Source organism: Clostridium nitrophenolicum (assembly GCF_055391695.1).
On sequence record NZ_AP042469.1, the window covers coordinates 5,239,240 to 5,262,931 of the forward strand.

The window sequence follows — 23,692 nt, forward strand, 5'->3', positions numbered from 1 at the left end:
ACATATTATTACATAATAAGCTATCGCTATAAAACTAGTGATGTTCCCATATTAAGTCTCTATAGTAAACTAAAACTACTTAAAATTTTTTACTCCAGGATATATAACTTTAAATTCGCTATCCTTAAAAGAATCAATAAAATTTACTTTTCCTTTGTATTTGAAAGCTTTTTGCATCCTATTAAATCCTCTTCCTGATTTAATAAATCTACCTTTACTATCTAATGCAATTATCTTCTCGTATATCCACATATTTCTTTTTATGTAATTAATGATACTTCCATTTCTATCTTTTACTAAAGTGCCAGGACTAATTACAGCAATACTATTGTTATCAATTATAACTTCTATTTCCTTATAATATACTGTATAGTCTCTGTACAATACAGCATTTCTAATGCCTTCATTTAAAGCTTCTATAGGGTACATTTTAGGAAGCATATTTTTAAGTATATCTTCACTTTTATCCAGCATTGACAATAAATCACCTTGTATTATAGTTGTTTCATCTAAATCTTTGTTAATTCTATTAGTTATTCTTATCATATTATGAGGTATATATACATTATTTGTCTTTGAAAAAATTAAAAGTCCGCCCAATGTAACTATATGCTTACCAGAATCCTTATCCATATATATGATAGAAGCATTCTCCATAAGTTCAATTCTATTTTCATCATCAGCCTGAATTCCCTGTGATATAAAGTATTTATCTACTATGCTTTTTTCAATGCAACTTATATCACTATGAGGAACAGGGCACAATTCTACATTTAGGCTTAGACTTTCTTGTAGTGCAGATATTATTTCTTGTTTTCTCATTGTATCATTAGTTGATCCCCTTCTTATATAAAACGCCCCATTATCACGCATTTGATAAGGCTTTTGTGGTCCATCATAAATATTTATAATCGCAACCTTTTTTTTATCAACCTCTAAAAACTCTAGTGAAATAGGAACCGGTGGTTCTATTCTTGAACTTATAATTTGCTGTATCTTTTCCTCATTTAATTCTAAATCTCCTATTCCTAGTACCTTCTTAGTCTTATCCTCTATTCCTATAACTAAATATCCTCTTCCCCCTCTCGAGTTAGCTATAGCACATATATCTTTTGCTAGTTCTTTTCTTCCACTATCTGTATCAATTTCTATATATTGCTTAAAATCCAGTTTAGTGCCTTCTGTCTTTTTTAGTAAATTTGCAAATCTTCTCTTATCCATATCAACAACCTCAAATTCCTTATATAAATATTTATATTCAAATTTTTAATAAATATATTTGTTAAGTTAATTATAATCCATTTATTATTATAATTTAATGCTTACATTATCATTATTTATATATTTTTACCCTATTGCTGGTAAATTAAAATATTGTTTTTTTAAAAGAATGTGATATAATAATTTTTGTAGTTAATCTTAATATAGGTCAATTTTTTCAAGGTGCTTATATCTCCTAAGTCATAGGAGGAAGTTATCAAGAACAAAATTAGTCCTATGATCTTAAGGAGGTTTTTAAAAATGGCAGATAAGACTATCGTATGCAAAGACTGTGGAAAAGAATTTATATTTACTGAAGGCGAGCAAGCTTTCTACAAAGAAAAAGGATTTGAAAATGATCCAGTAAGATGCCCAGATTGCAGAAGAGCAAGAAAAGCTGAAAAAAATAGCATGAGAAATAGATAATAATTTAAAGAGAGGTTTTTAAACCTCTCTTTTTCTATTTTCTTATTACATTTGCTTTCTTCAATACTTTTCCTAATGGTATTGCTAGAACAATACCTGCAACTACCTGTGCAATGTTTCCTGGAATTTCTGCTGCTGCTAACACAAAAGCCTGAGTAAAAGCTATTTTTGTGGTAAAGTGCATCAAAATTACTCCAGCTCCATAGTATGCTGCTATCATCCATATACCACCTAGTATAAAGGCTAATATATTGTTAAATACATTGTTTCCTTCGTAATTGTTTCTATAAGCAATAACTGCTGCAATATATGCCATAGTTCCCTTTATTACAAATGTAAATGGCGCCCATATAGCATATGGAGAAAGTAAATCAAACAAGCACATACCAATTGCTGCCGATAAAAATGCCTTTCTCTTCCCTAACAGTACTGCTGCTAAAAACACCATACTGTCACCAAGATGAACCACACCTTTAACGATAACTCCACTAGGTATATTAATTACCGCTGTAGCAATATAGGTTATTGCTGCCATAAGCGCTATCTGTACCATATCTTGAACTTTTCCATTACTTAATGCTACTTTTTTGCTTTCCATTATTCCATCCCACTCCTCTTCTTTAGGCATCCAAAATTTGAAGATGCCTTATCATCATAAATTACCAAGCAATGTCACTATAGGTTATAGCTCTTTTCTGTTTACTATTATATTATTCTTTTATATAAATTCAAAATGTAACGATACAATATATTTTATACAATAAATAATTGTTTCACTAATAATTTTTATTAGTAATGCTAATAATAACATTATTATTAATGCTTTAATATGTAAGTACTTTAATATTTTACAGGAGGTAATATATATGACTTTTTTACGTTGGTTAGGCGGTATAGTTTTATTCTTTTGGCTTATAGGTTTGATATTCCGAATCGGCGGTGGATTTATAAATCTTCTCTTACTTGTAGCAGCGCTAGTATTTATAATAGATGCTCTATTTGGAAGAAAGAAGACAATGTAACATATTTAATAAGAGTTCAGATTTTATCTGAGCTCTTTACTATTTTTTTGACTATTTGTGGCATCATAACTATATTTACTTGTGTACTTGTCCTAATACTCATGATATAATTTATTCTGTGTATGAAGGGAGGATTTAATTTATGTCAAATTTCATGGAAAAAAGAGTATTAAGAACAGCTAAAGCTATGCTTCTAAAAGCTTTTGACTTCTTGAATAAATACTATTTTATTATTATAGGTCTCTATTTTTTATACAACGCTATGAAAATCGTATATGCTAATACAGGAGTTGACTATAAAGCCTTTAAATTTTTATTAGCATTTGCAGCATTTACAGCTTGTTCTGAGATTCGCAAAGATGTTAAATGGATTCCATACTTATTACTTGCTGTGCCTTTTCTAATGTTTTTATCATATATAAATGTTCATGGATATGCATTTTGGGGAAAAATGTTAAGCTGGCAAATGAGTAAAGATATTGTAGTAGATTTGAATCCTATTTTTAGCAAGATACCATTAAATGATGCTGCATTCCTTAGAGCTTATAAGTCGGAAACTCTTACTTGGTTTTTAAGAATGGTTTATAATAATGGATTTGTTCTTCCTATATTGTTGCCTATTTATAGGGCTGCTATATCTAAGGACTTTAAAAAGATGGTTAGATACGGGTTATCCGGACATATAGTACAAGTTTTTCTAATAACACCTTTTTATCTTACTTTCCATCTGCAAGAAGTATGGTATGTACTTGGTCATCCTGATGGACTAGCAAGAAACATGACTCCTGCACAAGCAGCAGGGGTATCGCTAAATTGCTTCCCATCTATGCATACTTCTATAGCCTTTGCAGCATTTTTATTAGTTATGAGAGAAAAAAATAAGCTATTTAAGTATGTATGGGGATTCTTTTGCTTAAGTGTAATATTCTCTACAATGTACTTGGAAATACACTGGGTTATAGATGTATTGGCTGGAATGTTATTTGCCTATGGAACTGTTAAATTAGTTGATTTTGTCTTAGATAAGGGCAAAGTAATAATACAAAGCATACTTCACTCTTACTACTACAAAAACATTCCTTCAACCTATATAAGCAATTACTATACAAATTCATTACAATAACATAAGAAGGGTTAAACTAAAATTTAGTTTAACCCTTTTGTTTATATATTTATTCAGATTTACCAATATCAGATAGCATAAGCCCCTTGTTATGGTCTAGTGCCCATCCTATTGCCCACTCACTTTGGAATATTAATATATTCCTATCTTTTAAATCTTTAACTACTTTTGTATCACTTGTTAACGTAAGTTTATCAACTGGAACTTCTGAATTTTCTATCCATCTTATATACTTATATGAAAGTCTATCCATTTTTATATCTACATTGTATTCATGTTTCATTCTATATTCTAATACTTCAAATTGTAGTACTCCTACAACCCCTACTATAATCTCTTCAATTCCTATATTTATCTCCTTGAACACCTGGATTGCACCTTCTTGTGAAATCTCAGTTACGCCCTTTATGAATTGTTTTCTTTTCATTGTATCTATAGTTTTAACTCTTGCAAAAAACTCTGGAGCAAATATAGGAATACCTTCGAATTTAAACTTTTTAAGGCTTGAGCATAGAGTATCTCCAATACTAAAAATACCAGGGTCAAAAACTCCAATTATGTCGCCTGCATATGCTTCCTCCACAATTTCTCTATCTTGAGCTAAAAATTGTTGTGGCTGTGCAAGTTTAATTTTATTTCCACCCTGGATATGGAACACTTCCATCCCCTTTTTAAATCTGCCTGAACAAATTCTCATAAAGGCAATTCTATCTCTATGTGCTGGATTCATGTTCGCTTGAATCTTAAAGACAAAAGCTGAGAAATCCTCATTAAAAACATCTACTTCTCCCTGATCTGATTCTCTTGCTAAAGGTGCTGTAGTTAAGCCCAAGAATTCTCTTAAAAATGGCTCCACACCAAAGTTAGTTAAAGCACTACCAAAGAATACCGGAGTAAGTGAGCCGTCCCTTACTTTCTTAATATCAAATTCATCACCAGCTATATCAAGCAGTTCTATATCTTCTTTTAACTTTTCGTGTAGTGGTTCTCCAAGTAGATCCTTAAATACTGAATCATCTACCTGACCTTCTATGGATTGCACTGCAGTTTGTCCGTGGTTTCCACCATTGAAAGCCTCAATTAATTTTTTTTCTCTATCGTATACACCTTTGAAATCTGCCCCTGAACCTATAGGCCAATTCATTGGATATGATTTTATTCCTAAAACATTCTCTATATCTTCCATTAGTTCAAATGGATCTTTACTTTCTCTATCCATTTTATTTACAAATGTAAATATAGGTATTCCTCTTAAACTACATACATGGAAAAGTTTTTTTGTCTGCTCTTCCACTCCTTTTGCAGCATCGATAACCATAACAGCACTGTCTGCTGCCATTAACGTTCTGTATGTATCTTCACTGAAATCTTGGTGTCCTGGTGTATCTAATATATTTATACAGAATCCATCATAGTTAAATTGCATAACTGAAGATGTAACTGAAATACCTCTTTGTTTCTCTATTTCCATCCAGTCTGATACTGCATGTTTTGATGCTTTTCTAGCTTTAACGGAACCTGCAAGCCTTATTGCTCCTCCGTATAATAATAGCTTTTCTGTCAACGTAGTCTTACCAGCGTCGGGGTGGGATATTATAGCAAATGTTCTTCTTCTTTCAATCTGTTTTACTAAGTCCGCCACAGCTCTCTCTCCTCTTCTTTTATTGCTTCCAACAATGATTTTAACTTTATTATTAATTAATGTCAACTTAAGTGATTTAACATTATATCATTTTGTATAATTCTTTTCAATAAAAAATATTTTCTCAACGTAAACGTTTAGTTTTCTACTTATTTAACTTAAATAGCCTAATATTAAGAACTTAGAAAATTTATTTTGACAACTTAAATGATATAATAGTTTATGTAATTCTTTGAAAATATATAATACTGGAGGTTTGAAATGTACAAGTTAGTCGCACTAGATATGGATGGGACCCTTTTAAAAGAGGACAAGACTATATCTAAAGAAAATCTCGAGGCCATTAAGAAAGCTAAAGAAAATGGCATAAAGGTAGTTTTAGCAACTGGTAGACCTACTAAAGGTATTGAAAAATATTTAAAGCAATTAAATTTATTAAACGACGGTGATTATGCCGTAGCCTTTAATGGTGCAGTAGTTCAAAATACTAAAACTGGTGAGATTATAGCCAAGAATTTTATGAATTTTAATGATCTTAAATATCTATATACTTTGAGTAAAAAACTTAATGTAAATATTCACGCTCTAACCCCCTCTTCCTGTATAACTCCTAAACTCAATAAGTATAGTGAGCTGGAAGCTACTATGAATGGTATACCTCTTGAAATAGTTGATTTTGATAACATAAGCAAAGATACTACCATAGTAAAGGTTATGTTTATAGATGATGAGAGTATCTTGAATAAAGTAATAGAAAATCTTCCTGATGACATCAACGATAGATATACAATCGTCAGAAGTGCTCCTTTCTTTCTAGAGTTTATAAATAAGAAAGTTAATAAGGGGTTTGGAGTCGAGGTCTTAGCTAAAAATTTAGGCATAAACCAAGAAGAGGTTATTTGCATGGGTGATGCTGGTAATGACATACACATGATAAAATATGCTGGACTAGGCGTAGCTATGGGCAATGCATTCCCTGAGCTAAAAGAAGTTGCCAATTATATTACAAAAACTAATGAAGAACATGGCGTGGCTCACGTAATAAATAAGTTTGTTTTACACCACTTTAGAAATGTTTAGATTCGTATATATCTTATATAAGAAATGTTAATTATGTTAAATTTATATTGAAACTAAATGTTAATTATGTTAAAATTATGCTAAAATTCAAATAATAACACGCGCGGAGATTAGAGAGTCGCAGTTATATAAATGATTGAATTATTTCTTTCTTTATATAATTGCGACCTTTTCATTCTCTTCTTTCTGCAAACGTTTTAGGAGGAAAGCTTAATGAAAAAAACACGTAAATTAGTAACCTTAGTTACAGTTCTAATTTTAGGACTCAGTCTAGTCAGTTTTGCTCAAAAAACGACTCGTCTAAAATCATCTTCAGTGGAAGCTAAACAAGTTGAAAGTAAGTCTGACAGGAAAAATAAAATTATAATTGGCCATAGAGGTGCTTGCGGTTATGTTCCTGAGCATACCTTAGAATCATATTCCTTAGCCTATGCTATGGGAGCTGATTACATAGAAGCTGACGTGGTACTTACAAAAGATAATGTGCCAATAGTACTTCATGACATTACTCTTGATGACGTAACAAATGTAGCTAGTATTTTTCCAGATAGAAAACGCTCAGATGGAAAGTATTATGCTATAGATTTTACTTTAAATGAAATAAAAAAACTTAGTGTTCATGAGCGTGTAGACTTAAAAACTGGCAAACAAGTTTTTGAGGGAAGATTTCCTCTAGGTAAATCTCACTTTGAAGTTCCTACATTACAGGAAGAAATAGAATTAATTCAAGGATTGAATAAATCAACAGGTAAAGATGTAGGATTCTATCCAGAAATAAAGGAACCTAAATTTCATACAGATAACGGAAAAGATATAAATTTCGTAGTATTCAACTTCTTGGACAAATATGGTTATAACAAAGCAGATGCAAAATGTTATGTACAATGTTTCGACCCAGCTTATCTGAAAAACTTTAGGGAAAAACTTGGTGCAAAAATGCCTTTAATACAACTTATAGGTGAAGAAGCAGATTGCCCTGGTGCAAATTATAAACAAATGATGACAGCAGATGGTTTAAAAAAGGTAGCTGAATATGCTAATGGTATCGGACCTTGGTATGCACAAATAGTCAATGAAAATGGTGAACAGAAAGAAGATAAATATGTTACAAATCCAAACCTTGTAAAAGATGCACATAAGGCTAAATTATTGGTACATCCTTACACATTCCGTAAAGATCAACTTCCAAAATACTCAAAAACCATGGAAGAGCAAGTTAGATTTTTCTTATATGATGTAGGAGTAGATGGTTTATTTACTGATTTCGCTGACTTAGGTGTAAAAGCAGCAAACGAAGGACCACTTAAGAAATAAGTATCAGATGCAAAATCTTAATAGGGCTGCTGGTACCACAGTATCAACAGCCTTTACTATTTATAAATTAATTCTATCTATTTATCTACCTTGGTATAAACCCTATCTTTTTCTGCATTTTTCTTAGCATTTTATTTGCAACATAATTTGCTTTTTCTGCACCCTTTCTATATACACTCTCAAGATATTCTTTATCATTTAAAATTTCATTTATTCTTTTTTGTATAGGCTCCAACTCATTGACTATAGCATCTGCCACATCTAATTTAAATTGAGCATATCCTTGACCTTCATATTTTTTCTCTATTTGCTCTATTGTCATTCCTGTTATAGCATTTAGTATTGTTATTAAATTCTTAACTCCTGGTTGTTCATCATTGTACTTTACTATACCTAAACTGTCGGTAACAGCTCTGCTAATTTTCTTTCTTATTACATCTGGAGAATCCATTATTAATATATAGCTATTAGGATTGTCTGCTGACTTTGACATCTTTTTTGTAGGTTCTTGCAAATCCATAACCTTTGCGCCTAATTCTGGAATATATGGTTCAGGTATATTAAATGTAGGACTGTATAGATTATTAAATCTCTCAGCAATGTCTCTCGTAAGTTCAAGATGCTGCTTTTGATCTTTTCCAACTGGAACTAAATTAGCATTATAAAGCAATATATCTGAAGCCATTAGAACAGGATAATCTAGTAACCCCGCACTTATGGATTCTCCATATCTTTGAGATTTATCCTTAAATTGCGTCATTCTACTTAATTCCCCAGTATAAGTAAAGCAATTTAATAACCAAGCTCCTTCAGCATGAGCTGGAACATGTGATTGAATAAATATTGTATTTTTTTCTGGATCAAGTCCTGCTGCTAGGTATATTGCAAGTACTTCCAGCGTTCTTCTTCTTAAGTCCTTTGGCTCCTGTCTTACTGTTATAGCATGTAAATCCACCACGCAATAATAGCATTCATACTCATCCTGTAACTTAACCCAATTTTTTAAAGCTCCTAAATAGTTACCTAATGTTAAATTTCCTGATGGTTGAATTCCGCTAAATATTATCTTCTTATTTTCTTCCATAAAAATTCACCTCATTTATTTAATTATTGTAAATAAAAAAACCCTATGATTTTTTAAATCATAGGGCGTAATATCGCTGTGCCACCTAATTTCAAAAAGACAAATAATACAGTCTTTTCCTCAACTCAGATACATAAAAATATCCTATCTTTATAACGTAAGATTAACGTCCAGGAACTACTTTTTATTCATTCCGATCCTCCAGAACCCATTCAGCTTAATCATGATTGCTATAATTTCACCGCCTATAGCTCTCTTTAAATCTGTTTTTAAACCTACTTACTTTCTATCAACGGATTTATATTATTTGATTCTTTTAAAATATATTATTCTTTAAAACAAGATTTGTCAATACTCTTATACTTATTTTTTTGTCTGCTTATATTACTTTTTCCACAATCCATGTATATTACAATATTCTCTTGCAAATAATACTTCCTCGTCAATTTTGAATATTGCTTCTGGCTTTTCTCCTGGCTTAAGCCATTTTCTATAAAGCTTGTTAGCAGTGTGTACTTCTATCCATTCTATGTGGTGTTCCTCAACCATTGGATGTTCTACTTCTCCAACTCTTACAATTACTCCACCTTCTATTTTTTCTATTGCTGGCACGTGCTTTTCAACCGCTGCATCTACTGTATTCTCTACAAGCAGTGTCATCGGCTTATTACAACAAACTAAGCTTCCTCCTGCCTTATGAATTACCTCAACCATATTGCCACAAATCTCACATTTATAAACCTGTCTAACCTCTGTCATAATAATTCCTCCCTTTTATTAAATTTTCTGATTTTAACTATAATTATTCTGCATATTTTTCTAATTTCCTTCTTTTAAAATTAAGGTTATTATTTATTTAAACATGCCTTATATTAAAACCATAACTTCATGTTCTCCTTCGTCTAAAAAAGGAACGATTCCATTATCTAACTTATTTCCATCAAGCCAAATCCCTTTTCCCTCTGCTCTTTTAATTTTTATATTATATTTGCAGCCTTGTCTATTATAGTAAATATTATAGTTTTGCCATTCATCTGGTACACATGGATTTACCATAAAACCTTGTTTACCTATTAGTTTAAGTCCAAGTATAGCCTCAATTCCTGTTCTATACATCCATCCTGCAGCTCCGGTATACCAGCTCCATCCTCCTCTTCCTGTATGAGGGTCTACTGCATAGACGTCGGCTGTCATAACATATGGCTCTACTTTGTAAACTTGACAATTTAAATATGATTTAGCGTGATTTATTGGATTAATCATATTAAATATCTTCCAGGCCTTATTGTTATATCCCATTTTAGCTAAAGCTAATATCACCCATATAGATGCATGTGTATATTGACCACCATTTTCCCTTACTCCTGGAACATACCCTTTAATATACCCAGGTTCTAGCGTTGACTTATCAAAGGCTGGTGTAAGAAGCAATACTATTCCCTTATCATCCTTAATTAGATTTCTTTCTAAAGCCTCCATAGCCTCTTTTGCTCTAGATTCTTTTGCTGCACCGGAAATAACAGCCCAGGATTGAGATAATGAGTCTATCTGACATTCATCATTTTGCAGCGAACCTAAAGGTACACCATTATCAAAATATGCTCTTCTATACCAACCACCATCCCACGCATTTTTCTCTAGATTATCTCTAATAAATTCTTTTAGCTCGCTATATTTTGTAACCTTTTCTCTATCATTTTTTATCTCGCATATCTCTATGAATTTATCAAGAATACTATATAGGAACCATCCTAACCAGACACTCTCTCCTTTTCCCTCGTTTCCAACGGTACTCATTCCATCATTCCAATCTCCAGAGCCCATCAGCGGTATATTATGACTCCCAAACTTTAAGGATTTTTCTATTGCTTTTATACAGTGCTCATATATAGTTCCTTTTTTATCGGATTTTCTTGATATATTGTATCTCTCATCTTCTCCTTCTTTTAATTCCTCGTCCTCTAGGTAGCCTACCTCTTCATCTAATATGCTGTAATCTCCTGTATTTTGTATATAGTCCGCCGTAGCATAAGGAAGCCATAGTAAATCATCTGAAAATCTTGTTCTAATTCCGCTTTCTACTACAGGATGCCACCAATGTTGAACATCTCCTTCTAGGTATTGTTTTGAGGCGCTATAGACTATATGTTTTCTTGATATTTCAGGGTCAAGATACGCAATAGGCATTACATCTTGAAGCTGGTCTCTAAAGCCATAAGCTCCGCCTGATTGATAGAATCCAGTCCTCGCCCAAAATCTACAGGATATAATCTGATACATAAGCCACCCATTTATCATTAGGTCCATAGACTTATCTGGAGTTTCTACCTGTATAATATTAAATAATTCCTTCCAGAAATTTTTTGTATTATTTAATTCTTTTTTGGCAACATCTTCAGTGCTATACTTATTTATTACCTGAGATATCTTTTCGAAGCTTTCTTCCTGTCCAAGGAGTACTAATATTTCTTTTTCTTCTCCTTCATTTAAGGTTATCTTGACATTTTTTGCAAGACAAGGGTCCATACCAGCACCAACGGTATTAGATAACTTTTTCAACTTAAGTGCCTCAGGAGCTTTTATATCTCCTCCTCTTCCCAAAAATTCTTTCCTGTTCCCAGTAAAAGATAACTCTTCTCCCCCGATAACTTTAAGGTAACAAATTAGTTTTCCAAAATGTTGACTATAAGGATTTCTTGCATAGATATAATTGTTCCCTTTATCAAATCCAGTAAATATATACTGTGCCGTTTGTTCGTGAGCTACACCCAGAACAAGCTTCGCATAGTAACTAATGGATAATCTTCTCTTAGAACTTGTAATATTTTCAAGTTTTATCCTGCATACCTTAACACTTTCATTCATGTCAACAAACATTTTCATCTTCCCTAGAATGCCATGTGCCTCATGTTCAAATTTAGAGTATCCAAATCCATGTTCAATTATATAATCTCCATTATCCCTTATAGGCTTTGGTGATATACTCCATACACTTCCATCTATCTCATCACGTATATATATCTCTTCTGCCTCACTATCTATAACAGGATCATTAGACCATGTAGTTAACTTGTTTTCTCTACTATTTTTATTCCATGTATATGAAATACCGCTTTCTGAGACATGAAAACCAAAGTTTCCATTTGAAATCACATTTATCCAAGGTGCAGGAGTATTGTCATAATTCTTAAGAATTATAATGTATGAATCACCTTCACTGCTAAAACCACCTAGACCATTATAATAATCTAATTTAGCTATTGATGGCTTATATGGATTAAAGCTATACTGTTGTGGTTCTATAACTAATAGCTCTTTTTCTTTTTCTTCTTTGTTATCTTCATTCATTTGAACCATTAGTGAACCTTTATCTCCATCTATAACAATTCTAGAAATAGCCATTAATAACTCTATATCCTCTTTTGCTATAGTAGCTGTATTATGGAGAAATACCCCACCGGCTTTATTTTGTTTATCCCTGGCATGACTTGAGCTTATTAAATCTCTTACAACATCCTGAATAGATTGAATATAGGAATTTTCCTGTAGATTAAGTATAACTAGATCCACCTTCAATCCTTTTATGCTCCAATACTCATGAGCACTTATAAGCTGCCTTACTAAACCTATATCCTTTTCTTCTTTAACTATTGTTAATACTATAGGTAAATCTCCTGAAATACCATAGGACCACAGAGCTGATTGCCCTTTTCTTATATTCATAATATATTTATCTCTATCTTTAAATAATGTATTCAAAAATAAGATTTTTGAAGCCATTAATTGATATAAATTTGCTTGAGAAGATTTTATTCCTAAGTATTTCATCTCAAGCTGCACTCCACTCCATGAAAGTTCAAAAGCTCTACTTATATTTCTTATGTCCGCATACTTTTTAGCAAGTTCTACTACTGCATCCTTTGAATCACCTACCGCTGTAGTAAAGGCTACCACACAGGTTTCTCCTGCTTCTATTTTCATCCTCACTCTCATGCTAATTATAGGATCAAGTATAGCCCCTGCTGTCATTTTTAATTGGGTATCGTTATCCATTGCTTGGGGATTAGATAAATCTCTTCCTCTTCCTATAAAATTAGCTCTACTTGTTTCGTATTGAGTAGTCCCTACAGTATTTCCTTCAAATGTAACAGTTTGCATAAGCCAAGGCTGCTTATCTTTTCTTGATCTAGGCCTTCTATTTGCAATAATGCATCCTAAATCATCAATATATTCAGTTTTAATAAATAAATTACTAAAGGTAGGGTGAACTAAATCTGCATTATAATGTGCTAGCGTTACTTCACAATAACTTGTAATTTCCACTATTCTAGCATGCTCACTATGATTTGTTATAGATATTTTTCTCACTTCTGCATTATCTTCATTAGAAACAGTAACTTCTGTATGAGTTCTTAAATTACCATCTTTTCTTTTAAACTCTGCCTTATCTAATGAAAATAATACTTCATATTCTTCTCCCTCATATTTACATGGTTCATAAGCTGCGCTCCAGTATTCATTTGAGTTAATATTTTTTATATAAAAAAACATCCCTGTATCATCTAAACTTACATCTTCTCTCCATCTATAAACTGTCATATCATCTTTTTTACTGTAACCACTTCCACTGTTAGTAATCATTAAAGAATAGCTTCCATTTGACATCAAATGAGTTTCTGGCATTTCTGTCCTTGCAGTAGTATATCTCCTTACAGCTATATTTTGTTTTTCTACAGAAATATCAAAAGCATCATATTGATATTCTCTATCATACACTACAGCTTTAGGAACTTTCTCCTGAAGCAAAAGTTCTGCAGCCTTTACCCTAGGGATTCCATGAAATCTTTCCTGAAAAATACTATTATTTAAAACATTATTTAAAGACATTAGACTCATGCCTTCATGGTGAACCATAAAACATTTCACCATAGCATTTTTCTTACCTTTCGGAAGTCTTTCTTGTGTATAATCTATGGATTCATAAAATCCATATCTTCCTTCTAACCCTAAATCTATTAGCCTTTTTATGTTATCCAAGGACCCTTTTATATCTATCAATAGTCCCATAATCGTAGAGTATGGAGAGATCACTAGTTCATTCATAAGTCCTCGTTTTAAACCTATTCCTGGCACACCAAAGGCTTTATATTGATAATTTAGATTAACATCAAAATAATAGAAAGCCGATTCAGATATTCCCCAAGGGATCCCTCTTTCTTTTCCATATTTTTTCTGGCCTTTAATTACAGCTTTATAAGTTTCCCCTAATAACGTATTAGGATAGCTTTTCATAATTATAAGGGGCATGAAATATTCGAACATAGTTCCACTCCAGGAAACTAATCCTTTGCTTTTCCCCATGGAAGTCATAGCCCTACCTAATTTAAACCAATGTTCTTGTTCTATATCTCCCTTAGCTATTGATACAAAACTTGCTTGCCTTGCTTCTGAAGCAAGCAAATCATAAAAGCAATTATCCAATCTGTCTTTTTCTACGTCATAGCCAATTGAGAAAAGCTGCCTTTTTTTATTGTATAGCATCCTGAATTCTGTATTATCAGCCATAGAATCTAATTTCTGTTTTAAATCTTTAACTTTATATAATAGATTATTTATTTCCTTTTTACTATTTTCTAGTAATTTCTCTATTTCATTAACCCATTGCTCTTTTTCTTGTAAATTCACGTTATTTAATTGATTTCTTAGGTTATCAACTTCTTTCAATATATCACTTAATGGTGTTTTATCAGATAACTTTATAAAGCTGTCTCTTATATTTTTAAGTTTTTCTAAGTTTTCTGACGCTAAATCAGCCCAAGGAAATAACATTTGGATTTCTTCTAGTCTTTTATTTACACAATCTGTTAGTTTATGATTCCAGTATAGTTCCTTGTATATCTGACTTTTCTCTATATCTACTGATTGACTTAAGAGGCTTAAAAGTGATTTTCTCCATGAGAATATGTTAAATTCCATATTTGCTAACTCATTAATTTTATCATTATAGTAATTACTTATTTGCAACTCAGCTTCTATCTCTTCATTTGCAAGTATTAAAGTGTCCATTAAACCTTTCAATAATCTATCATTAATTACTGGATTATTAACATATTCATCTAATGAAGCTACAGTAAGCCATATATATCCAACTAAATTTCCACTATCTACAGTAGAAATATATCTAGGATAAAGAGGCTTTTTAGTCTCTGTATCATACCAATTATAAAAGTGACCTTTATACTTTTCCAGTAAGTTCATACTAGAGATTACTCTATCTATTCTATCTACTAATTCTAAGGTTCCAATGTACCCAAGATCAAAAGCAGCTAAATTAGATGTAATACCCATTCCCATATTTGTAGGAGATGTTCTATGTGCTACACCATTATTGGGGTCCTCTTGATAGTTATCTGGTGCTAGCCAATTGTTATCCTCATTTACAAAATCCTCAAAATATGCCCAGGTTTTTCTACTTAATCGTCTTAACACTTTTTCTTCTTCTTTATTTAATTCCTCTTTTTCTTCCTTTATATCTTTGCTTATTTTATATGCTATATATGGACTTATAAACCATAGAATGCAGGATGGAGCCATTATAATTGTTGTTTCTAAGGAGTTTCTAGAGGATATAATTAAAGTCAAAACACTTATTATACTTCCTATCCACATAGCTGATATAAAATCTTTTAACGTTCTCCCGGAATTAGCCTCTACATCTGCTGCGGTTTGCCATTGTAGCATTTTTTTCTTGCTTATAAACAGTCTATAAATTGTTCTAATAATAGCATCTAACATTAAATATGATTGATAAGGTAAAAAGCAGAAAACAAGAAAAAATTGTTCAATAAGATTCTTTCCATTTTTCACTTTTCCAACAAAACTTATACCTTTGTTTTGTGAAACCACAGCTTCTGAAACACCAAAAAATACAGGACAAAGCAACGATAAAAAGGCTATTATAAGCCATGCATCTGGGTTGTAAAATAAAAATAGCGATACTACAATTAGAATCATGATTGCTGGTGACAAAAGACTTCTTCTCAAGTTATCAAGTATTTTCCACTTAGACAATTTGTTAAGTGAAGTCTTCTTAAACAACCATGGAATGAGCTGCCAATCACCTCTAACCCATCTATGAAGCCTTTTAGAACTAGAATTATAATATGCAGGATACCCATCCACTAGTTCTACATCAGTAACCAATGCAGCCCTCATGTAAGACCCTTCAAGTAAATCATGACTTAGTACTGAATTTTCAGGTATTTCATCTACAAGGACTTTATTAAAAACATCTATATCGTATATACCTTTACCTGTAAAAATTCCTTCATCAAACAGATCTTCATATACATCTGAAATAGCACTAGTATACATGTCTATTCCCGATTCCCCTGAAAAAACTCTTGAAAATAATGTTTTATTCGCACTTAGTGTACCTACACTCACCCTTGGCTGCATTAGTCCATGGCCTCTAATAATTCTTTTCTGTTGTTCATCTAAGTATGGTATGTTCAGCACATGTGACATTGCCCCTATTAATTTTTTAGCACTATCTCTTGGAAGTTGAGTATCTGCATCCAGTGTTATTACATATTTTACTTTACATAAGTTCTTTACATCGCCGCTTACTACATTGTAACTTGTGTTTTGATCTCCTCTTATTAAATTATTGAATTCTACCAGCTTACCTCTTTTTCTTTCCCAACCAATCCAAATTCCCTCTTTTGCATTATATTGTCTGTATCTGTTAAAGAAATAAAATATATTTTCTCCATTTTCATTGTATTTTTGATTAAGCTCTTTAACTAAAGTAAGTGCTGTATCTATTATATTTCTATCATTTTCTTCATCTTCAATTTTACTATCTTTAAAATCTCCTAATAAAGCAAAATACAGATTTTTTTCTTTATTAGCAAGGTAGTATACTTCCATATCTTTTATCAAACTTTTTACTCTAGACTCGTTATTTAGTAAAGTTGGAATAACTACGATAGAGCTAAACTCTTTAGGTATTTCATTTGTATATTCAATCTTAGGTATAAATCTTGGCTCAACTAATTTGCTTATACTATAATTAAAAATAGATATAATAATTTCACTGCACGGAATTATAGCCACTAGTACAATTAGAATGTATTTCCAGAGCTCCATCTGAGGGTTATTATAATAGCTCAGTAACATTATTAAAAATGTTAGTATAACTGTTCCTAAGATCATTGTTCCAATATATAGACCAATATTTTCATTAATAAATCTATTATTTATCTTATCTATTCCTTTGTCTTTGAAGTTAACTTTATTCTTTAAGCATTGTACGCCTTTATCTACTATATAGTAACCAACATGCTTTTCATATTCATAACAATCGTCTTTTTCAAATGCTTCTTTTGAACATTCTACTGCCTTTTTTGCTACAAAAGACTCTGCAACATTCATATACTTAGCAAGTTTTTCTACGCTATGTCTATAATAATCCCTAGACTCAAAATCCATATTTTCGTATATATGTAAAGGGTCTTTTCTTAAAATATTTTCGACATAACTAAGCTTTTCAAAATTTTCTCTCCAATTTAGTGCGGCAACTTCTCTTATACCAGTTACTGAATTTCCTATAGAAGCTTGATATGCCATCTGTCTTTGATGTTCAATATTTATAATTTTTTCAGAGTTTGTTTCTTGACTTTCTAGTTGATTATCTATCCATTCATATATATTTGAATTTTCAATCCCATTATCCCTTAAAGTTTTTAAAAGCCTCTCTGTTGAATGTGATGTAAATCTTATCTTTCCCTCTAAAAGTTTCTCGATTTCCTGTGTTACTGTTCCATTATTAACAGCATTTATAAGCCTATCAGCAATTTCATCACCTTTTTTTCTTTCTCTTTGTGCAAAGGTTATTCTTTCAGTTATTTTGCTTATATTTTGAATTAATGCAATTCTTATCATTATAGGTAGTGCCCACAATTCGCCACTGGCAAGAATAGTATTCTTTTGATATTCAGTTATAAATGTTTCTATAGTATCTTCATCAACTCTTCCATCTGTATGTGATACCATTTCAACCGCTATATAATATATTCTAGGATAGCCTTTCATCACACCCTTATTCATAATAGGTAAATCTTTATAATATGACTCTGGCATATTATTTTTTATATCTTTATATTCTTTTTGAATTAAATAAAGATTATCTAATAGCCACTCAGCGGCCTGAATAACCTCATTTTTTTGTCTAGCTTCTTTATCAATATAGTCATAGTCTTTTAAAATTTTCTTATAACTACTATCTAAACTTTTTATTAGCTGTCTTCTACAATTTACTTTTCTAGCTTCTGCAGAATACGCAGATATTTCTATTGCATGTTTTCTTAGCTCTTCCTTATTTACATTTAGAGTTGGCACATCATCCATTACATTTTCATTTTCTTCATCATTTCTATTTGATAGTACATTAAGCATATATATGCCAAATACTGCAACAGTTATTGCCAGAAATATAATATAGAGCATATCAATCCATCCTTTCGTGTAAAGAGAATTAGTGCTTTGATTATTATTCCCAGCAAATCACAAAATATGAATTAGGGGAAAACAAAAAAACGCTGGAAAGTATAAAAACTTTCCAGCGTTTTTTATAATAACAATTCATTTTCTATAATTTCTTCAAAGGTTTGTCTTCTGCAAATTAGCTTAGCGTCTCCATCTTTAACCATAACTACTGCAGGTTTTGGTATCTTATTATAATTGCTTGACATAGAATATCCATATGCTCCTGTAGTAAGCATTGCCAGAATATCACCGCTTTCAGCCTCGGGGATTTTCACATTACTCAACAATATATCTCCTGACTCACAGCACTTACCAGATATAGTAACAGTTTCTGTAGAACTACTTTCTACTTTATTAGCTATTATACATTCATATTCAGCATTATAAAGAGCTGGTCTTATATTATCTGTCATTCCTCCGTCTACTGCTATATACTTTCTTATATCTGGTATTTCTTTTATTGCTCCCACTGTATAAAGCGTAATTCCTGCATTTCCAACAATTGATCTACCTGGCTCAATAACTAATACAGGAAGATCTATATTTAGCTTCTTTGCAACACTTTCGGCTTTACTTAATATTACATCACAAAATTCTTCAACCTTTTTAGGAGTGTCACCCTTTGTATAATATATCCCAAATCCGCCACCTAAGTCCAACTCCTCAACTTCATAACCAGTTTCATCCTTAATGTTTTTAACTATTGAGAGCATAATCTCTACTTCATCCTCATATGGCTTTGTATCGAATATCTGAGAACCAATGTGACAATGTAGCCCAACCAATTCTATATTAGAAAGTGCTATAGATTTTTTCACAGCATCAATAGTCTTATTATTTAGTAATGTAAAACCAAATTTAGAGTCTATTTGTCCTGTTTTTATATACTCATGCGTATGTGCTTCTATACCTGGGGTAATTCTTAGTAGAATCTTCTGAACCTTATTTTTTTCCTTAGCTATAGCATTGATTTTTTCTATCTCATAGAAATTATCTACTACAAATCTACCTACATCTAAGTTAACTCCCATCTCTATTTCTTCTAAAGTTTTGTTGTTACCATGAAAATATACTTTTTCCATAGGAAATTCACTTTTCCATGCAGTGTATAATTCTCCACCTGAAACTACATCTAAACACAAACCTTCGCTTTTTATAATTTGGCACATAGCCAAAGTTAAAAATGCCTTTCCTGCATAAGCTACTTTATTTTTGTTTTCACTAGCTCTAAATGAGTTATAATATCTTCTGCACTGCCTTCTTATCAACTCTTCATCAACTACATATAGAGGAGTACCGAATTTTTTTGCCAAGTCTATTGTACTAACTCCACCAATATAAAGGGTATTGTTTTTTATATCCATAGTACCAGCTAATTTCATAATCAATTTTCCTCCTTTTAGTCGGAACACTGGGTAATTTTGCTTGTTTCCCTTCGGGTACTGGGTAACTTAAGATTTTCGCTTCCGCTCACAAGTTACCCGTAAAAGTTCATTTAGAACTTTTACCTAGCAAAATTACCCGTTAAAGTCCATTTAGGGCTTTAACCTCCTCGTGATTTTGGTTATAGATTAAATTCACTTGCAATAACGTTAATTGCTTTTACCTTATCTTTCTGTTTAATTGCACAGGTAATTCTTATTTCTGAAGTTGTAATCATCTTTACTCCAATATCATTTTTACTAAGAAGTTTAAACATTTTAGATGCAACTCCTGATGTAGTTTTCATTCCTATACCCACCACAGAAAACTTTGTTATATCCTCATCTATAGCAATTTGATTCTCCTCTAAATAGAATGGCTTAATTATTTCCAAGCACTCATTTAAATCAACTTTTGGTATAGTAAATGATAAGTTAACTCTATTATTTACAGGTGCTGTTTGGCTTATCATATCAATATTGATTCTCTTGCTTGCTACACTTTCAAATAAGCTTGATACAGTATTTATATCACTTTCTATGTCTCTTATTGTTATAGCTACATCATCATCACTTGTTGCTAATCCTGTTACTGGTTTACTCTCCATATTCATATTATTTACCCCCTTAATTACTGTTCCTTTAATATCACTATTACTTAATCCAACGTATATTGGAATATTATATTTTTGTCCAAGTTCTATAGATCTAGAGTGCATAACTTGAGCTCCAAGACTTGAAAGTTCAAGCATTTCTTCATAATCTATTTCATCTAACTTTTTAGCATCCTTATATTTTCTAGGATCTACACTATATATACCGTCTACATCGGTATAGATTTCACATATCCCATCTAATTTCACTGCTATCGCAACAGCAGTAGTGTCTGAACCACCTCTTCCAAGAGTGGTTATATGTCCTTCTTCATTTATGCCTTGGAACCCTGCTACTATTACAATTTTTCCTTCTGACAAACTCTTCTTTATATTTTCCTCGGCTATGTCATCTATTAATGATTTACCATGCTGTCCAGTGGTTTTTATCCCTATTTGATACGCTGTATAACTAATAGCATCATAGCCTGAAGCCTTAATTGCCATAGCGAGCAGCGCACTAGACATCATTTCTCCAGTTGATAAAAGAGCATCTAATTCTCTTTTATCGGGATTACTTGTAACCTCATTTGCAAGACCTATTAAATCATCTGTAGTATCTCCCATAGCAGACACTACAACTATTACATCATCTCCTGCTTGTTTTCTTCTTACTACTGTTTGGGCAACCTTTTTTATTTTTTCTATAGTTCCTACAGAACTTCCACCATATTTTTGTACAACAATTGCCATATCATCACTCCCTTAAAATTATTCTTATGTGAAACTCCTCTTCGTAAACTCTGAGGAATATAAGATTTGGGTTCTCTGCTTATGTGAAACATACCATAATTTATAAAAATAAAAGCAGCAAAGGAACACCTTTGCTGCACAAAAAATATCATCGCAACTCTGTGTACCCTTTGTAGCTCTCCATCTCCATAGCTGGAACTATATATGTATAGTTAAAATTCGGTAAGTCATTTACAGAATCTTAGATGACAGCTCCACATATATTATATGCAAAGCCAGAAAATAGTTTCGCCAAACTATTTTCTTCGGCCATAATTCCTTTCTTCACTTCTCACTGTCTGCCGACTAAAAGCAACTACTATTAATTACAGCACCTCTACCCTAAGGTAAGTTTCATTATTAAATTATAATTAGTTTAACATAAGTATTTATACATTTCAAGATTATTTTATATGTTAAGATAATTTATTTTTTCTTTACAATGTCTTCATCTTTAGAATTAAAATTTTTATTAATAATAATTTTGTTGCATATTTATAAAAAGAATAGATTATTTATAATAAACAAATTATTTATTATATCTATAGAATTCCTTAAAAGACTCTTCCGCATATATATAGTCTTTTACTCCACCTAATTCTCTTATTGAGTGCATTGAAAGAACAGCTAACCCCATATCTACTGAAGGTATATTTACGTGACTTGCAGATATAGGCCCAATGGTAGATCCTCCTTTTTCATCCGAACGATTCACAAAGAACTGAACTGGCACTCCTGCTATATCACATATACTTTTATAAACAGCACTAGATACACTATCTGAAGTATAACTTTGATTTGCACTCACTTTTATTATTGGCCCCTTATTAATTATTGGTCTATTTACAGGATCGCTCTTCTCACCATAGTTCGGATGAAGCGCATGGCCTAAATCACATGATATCATGAAAGAATTTGAAAGAGCCCTAAAATAATCTTCTCTTCCTTTTCCCATTGAAATCATAATTCTCTCCAGCAAAGTAGCCAACATTGGAGAATCTGCTCCCTGCTTGGTAGTGCTTCCAACTTCTTCATTATCAAAACAAACCATAACATTAGTAGCATTTCCCGCATCTACTTTGGTTAAAGCATTTATCCCTGAGTGTACCATTATTAAATCATCTAGCCTTCCACAGGATATAAACTCATTATTTAGCCCTATAACACTGCCTTTTTCGTATTCATAAAGAAATAAGTCAAAGTCCAGTATGTCCTCTTCTTTAACACTCAATTCATTAGCAATAGTTTTTATAAGATATCTTCCTTTTTCAAGATTCTCATTCACTAATGAAATCAGTGGTAGTATATCTTTTTGTCTATTTAATTCTACTCCAGAGTTCACATTTCTATTCATATGTATAGCAAGATTAGGTATTATTAAAATTGGTCTTTTTATATTTAACAGTTTAATTTGCGGTGAAAAAGGGTTTTCGCTTTTTATAGTTACCCTACCAGCTATAGATAGAGGTCTATCAAGCCAAGTATTTATTATAGGACCGCCATAAACTTCTGTATTTAGTTTTACATATGCTCCTTCTACTTCCATATCAGGATTAGGTTTTACTCTAAAACCTGGTGAATCTGTATGAGCACCTACTATTCTAAATCCTTCTTTTTCTACTTTACCTTTTCCTACAACAAATGCAATTAAAGCTGAATCATATTTATTTAAAAAATATTTGCCTCCTTTTTTTAAATCCCATTTATCTTCTTCTCTAATCTCTTCAAATCCTCTGCTTAAAAGAATCTTTTTTACACTATCTACAGCATGAAATGCTGTAGGACTCTCATAAATAAAATCTATTAATTCCTGAGCTTTTTTTAATTCTTCTCTCATAACTATTCCTCCAAACTTAAAAGTAAAATTTAAAAACGACAACCCTCATTCTATTTTTCAATAAAAAATCAATACTTTATAATTATAACAAAATATCACTTTTTTAGTAATAAAAAAGTATAGCTTTTCACTATACTCTTAGGCACCTTAAATAAAAATATTTTAAATAATATATCAAAACTAAATGCTGTTGCATATTATATAGTGATTGTAATTAAGTAGGAGAGTGTGTTTATGAAAGGTACTATTAGAAATTTGTTTCCAGGTGGAAATACCAGCTACGGCTTCTATTCATTTTATCAGTATATTATTAACCAGGACACTGCCAGAAGAAAGATTTGTATTAAAGGAGGCCCTGGCACTGGAAAATCAACTCTCATGAAAAAAGTAGGTGAATTCTTTAATTCTAAAGGATATGATATTGAATATCACCACTGCTCATCAGATAACAATTCCCTAGATGGTGTGGTAATTAAAGGTCTAAATGTAGCTATACTTGATGGTACTGCACCTCATGTAAACTTCCTGTAAAGGCACCTTTAAATATTA

14 protein-coding genes, 1 pseudogene, 1 riboswitch and 1 other annotated feature are annotated in these 23,692 nt (G+C 31.7%); of the genes and pseudogenes, 6 read left to right on the forward strand and 9 right to left on the reverse strand.

Annotated features, from left to right (window positions below; genetic code table 11):
- Window positions 1-75 precede the first annotated feature (75 nt).
- The gene (locus ACZ5N4_RS24855) at window positions 76-1,221 is read right to left on the reverse strand and encodes an AlbA family DNA-binding domain-containing protein (protein ID WP_464205280.1); all 1,146 of its coding nucleotides are present in this window, start codon (window positions 1,219-1,221) and stop codon (window positions 76-78) included.
- Window positions 1,222-1,521: 300 nt separating this feature from the next.
- Between ACZ5N4_RS24855 and ACZ5N4_RS24860 the strand changes: the two genes are divergently transcribed.
- The gene (locus tag ACZ5N4_RS24860; RefSeq protein ID WP_178906136.1) at window positions 1,522-1,686 is read left to right on the forward strand and encodes a zinc-ribbon domain-containing protein; all 165 of its coding nucleotides are present in this window, start codon (window positions 1,522-1,524) and stop codon (window positions 1,684-1,686) included.
- Between the two features lie 34 nt (window positions 1,687-1,720).
- Here ACZ5N4_RS24860 and ACZ5N4_RS24865 read toward each other — a convergent pair whose 3' ends face one another.
- Window positions 1,721-2,284, reverse strand: coding sequence for an ECF transporter S component (locus tag ACZ5N4_RS24865; protein ID WP_464205283.1), 564 nt, complete (start codon window positions 2,282-2,284; stop codon window positions 1,721-1,723).
- A 268-nt stretch (window positions 2,285-2,552) separates the two neighbouring features.
- Here ACZ5N4_RS24865 and ACZ5N4_RS24870 point away from each other — a divergent pair, with 268 nt between their 5' ends.
- Window positions 2,553-2,708 carry a DUF5670 family protein gene (locus ACZ5N4_RS24870; protein WP_464205285.1) on the forward strand — a complete coding sequence of 52 codons (156 nt, stop codon included), beginning with the start codon at window positions 2,553-2,555 and terminating at the stop codon, window positions 2,706-2,708.
- A gap of 142 nt (window positions 2,709-2,850) precedes the next feature.
- Window positions 2,851-3,831: a phosphatase PAP2 family protein gene (locus ACZ5N4_RS24875; protein ID WP_464205287.1), complete on the forward strand. Its 981-nt coding sequence runs from the start codon at window positions 2,851-2,853 to the stop codon at window positions 3,829-3,831.
- A gap of 49 nt (window positions 3,832-3,880) precedes the next feature.
- Here ACZ5N4_RS24875 and ACZ5N4_RS24880 read toward each other — a convergent pair whose 3' ends face one another.
- Window positions 3,881-5,473, reverse strand: coding sequence for a peptide chain release factor 3 (locus tag ACZ5N4_RS24880; protein ID WP_464205288.1), 1,593 nt, complete (start codon window positions 5,471-5,473; stop codon window positions 3,881-3,883).
- Window positions 5,474-5,734: 261 nt separating this feature from the next.
- On the opposite strand from ACZ5N4_RS24880, the gene yidA reads away from it, so the two are divergent.
- Window positions 5,735-6,553, forward strand: coding sequence for a sugar-phosphatase (gene yidA / locus ACZ5N4_RS24885; protein WP_464205289.1), 819 nt, complete (start codon window positions 5,735-5,737; stop codon window positions 6,551-6,553).
- Window positions 6,554-6,766: 213 nt separating this feature from the next.
- Window positions 6,767-7,867, forward strand: a complete 1,101-nt coding sequence (gene glpQ / locus ACZ5N4_RS24890) for a glycerophosphodiester phosphodiesterase (RefSeq protein ID WP_464205291.1) — start codon at window positions 6,767-6,769, stop codon at window positions 7,865-7,867.
- A gap of 85 nt (window positions 7,868-7,952) precedes the next feature.
- On the opposite strand, the gene trpS is transcribed toward glpQ, so the two are convergent.
- From trpS to ACZ5N4_RS24920, 6 genes are all read right to left on the reverse strand, one after another.
- Complete coding sequence (trpS, locus tag ACZ5N4_RS24895; RefSeq protein WP_464205293.1) at window positions 7,953-8,951, reverse strand: tryptophan--tRNA ligase; 999 nt, start codon at window positions 8,949-8,951, stop codon at window positions 7,953-7,955.
- A gap of 58 nt (window positions 8,952-9,009) precedes the next feature.
- Window positions 9,010-9,253: a binding site (T-box leader), on the reverse strand.
- 82 nt (window positions 9,254-9,335) lie between these two features.
- On the reverse strand, window positions 9,336-9,710 hold the full coding sequence (locus ACZ5N4_RS24900; protein WP_464205295.1) for a desulfoferrodoxin: 375 nt from the start codon (window positions 9,708-9,710) through the stop codon (window positions 9,336-9,338).
- 108 nt (window positions 9,711-9,818) lie between these two features.
- Window positions 9,819-18,461, reverse strand: a complete 8,643-nt coding sequence (locus ACZ5N4_RS24905) for a glycoside hydrolase family 94 protein (RefSeq protein WP_464205297.1) — start codon at window positions 18,459-18,461, stop codon at window positions 9,819-9,821.
- A gap of 122 nt (window positions 18,462-18,583) precedes the next feature.
- On the reverse strand, window positions 18,584-19,882 hold the full coding sequence (lysA, locus tag ACZ5N4_RS24910; protein WP_464205299.1) for a diaminopimelate decarboxylase: 1,299 nt from the start codon (window positions 19,880-19,882) through the stop codon (window positions 18,584-18,586).
- 182 nt (window positions 19,883-20,064) lie between these two features.
- Entirely contained in the window at window positions 20,065-21,267 is a 1,203-nt protein-coding gene (locus tag ACZ5N4_RS24915; RefSeq protein ID WP_464205301.1) for an aspartate kinase, read from the reverse strand.
- 165 nt (window positions 21,268-21,432) lie between these two features.
- Window positions 21,433-21,654: riboswitch (Lysine riboswitch) on the reverse strand.
- A 181-nt stretch (window positions 21,655-21,835) separates the two neighbouring features.
- Window positions 21,836-23,143, reverse strand: a complete 1,308-nt coding sequence (locus ACZ5N4_RS24920; protein ID WP_464205303.1) for a M18 family aminopeptidase — start codon at window positions 23,141-23,143, stop codon at window positions 21,836-21,838.
- A 234-nt stretch (window positions 23,144-23,377) separates the two neighbouring features.
- On the opposite strand from ACZ5N4_RS24920, the pseudogene ACZ5N4_RS24925 reads away from it, so the two are divergent.
- Window positions 23,378-23,662, forward strand: a pseudogene (locus tag ACZ5N4_RS24925) (P-loop domain-containing protein); the annotation flags it as partial.
- Between the last annotated feature and the right edge of the window lie 30 nt (window positions 23,663-23,692).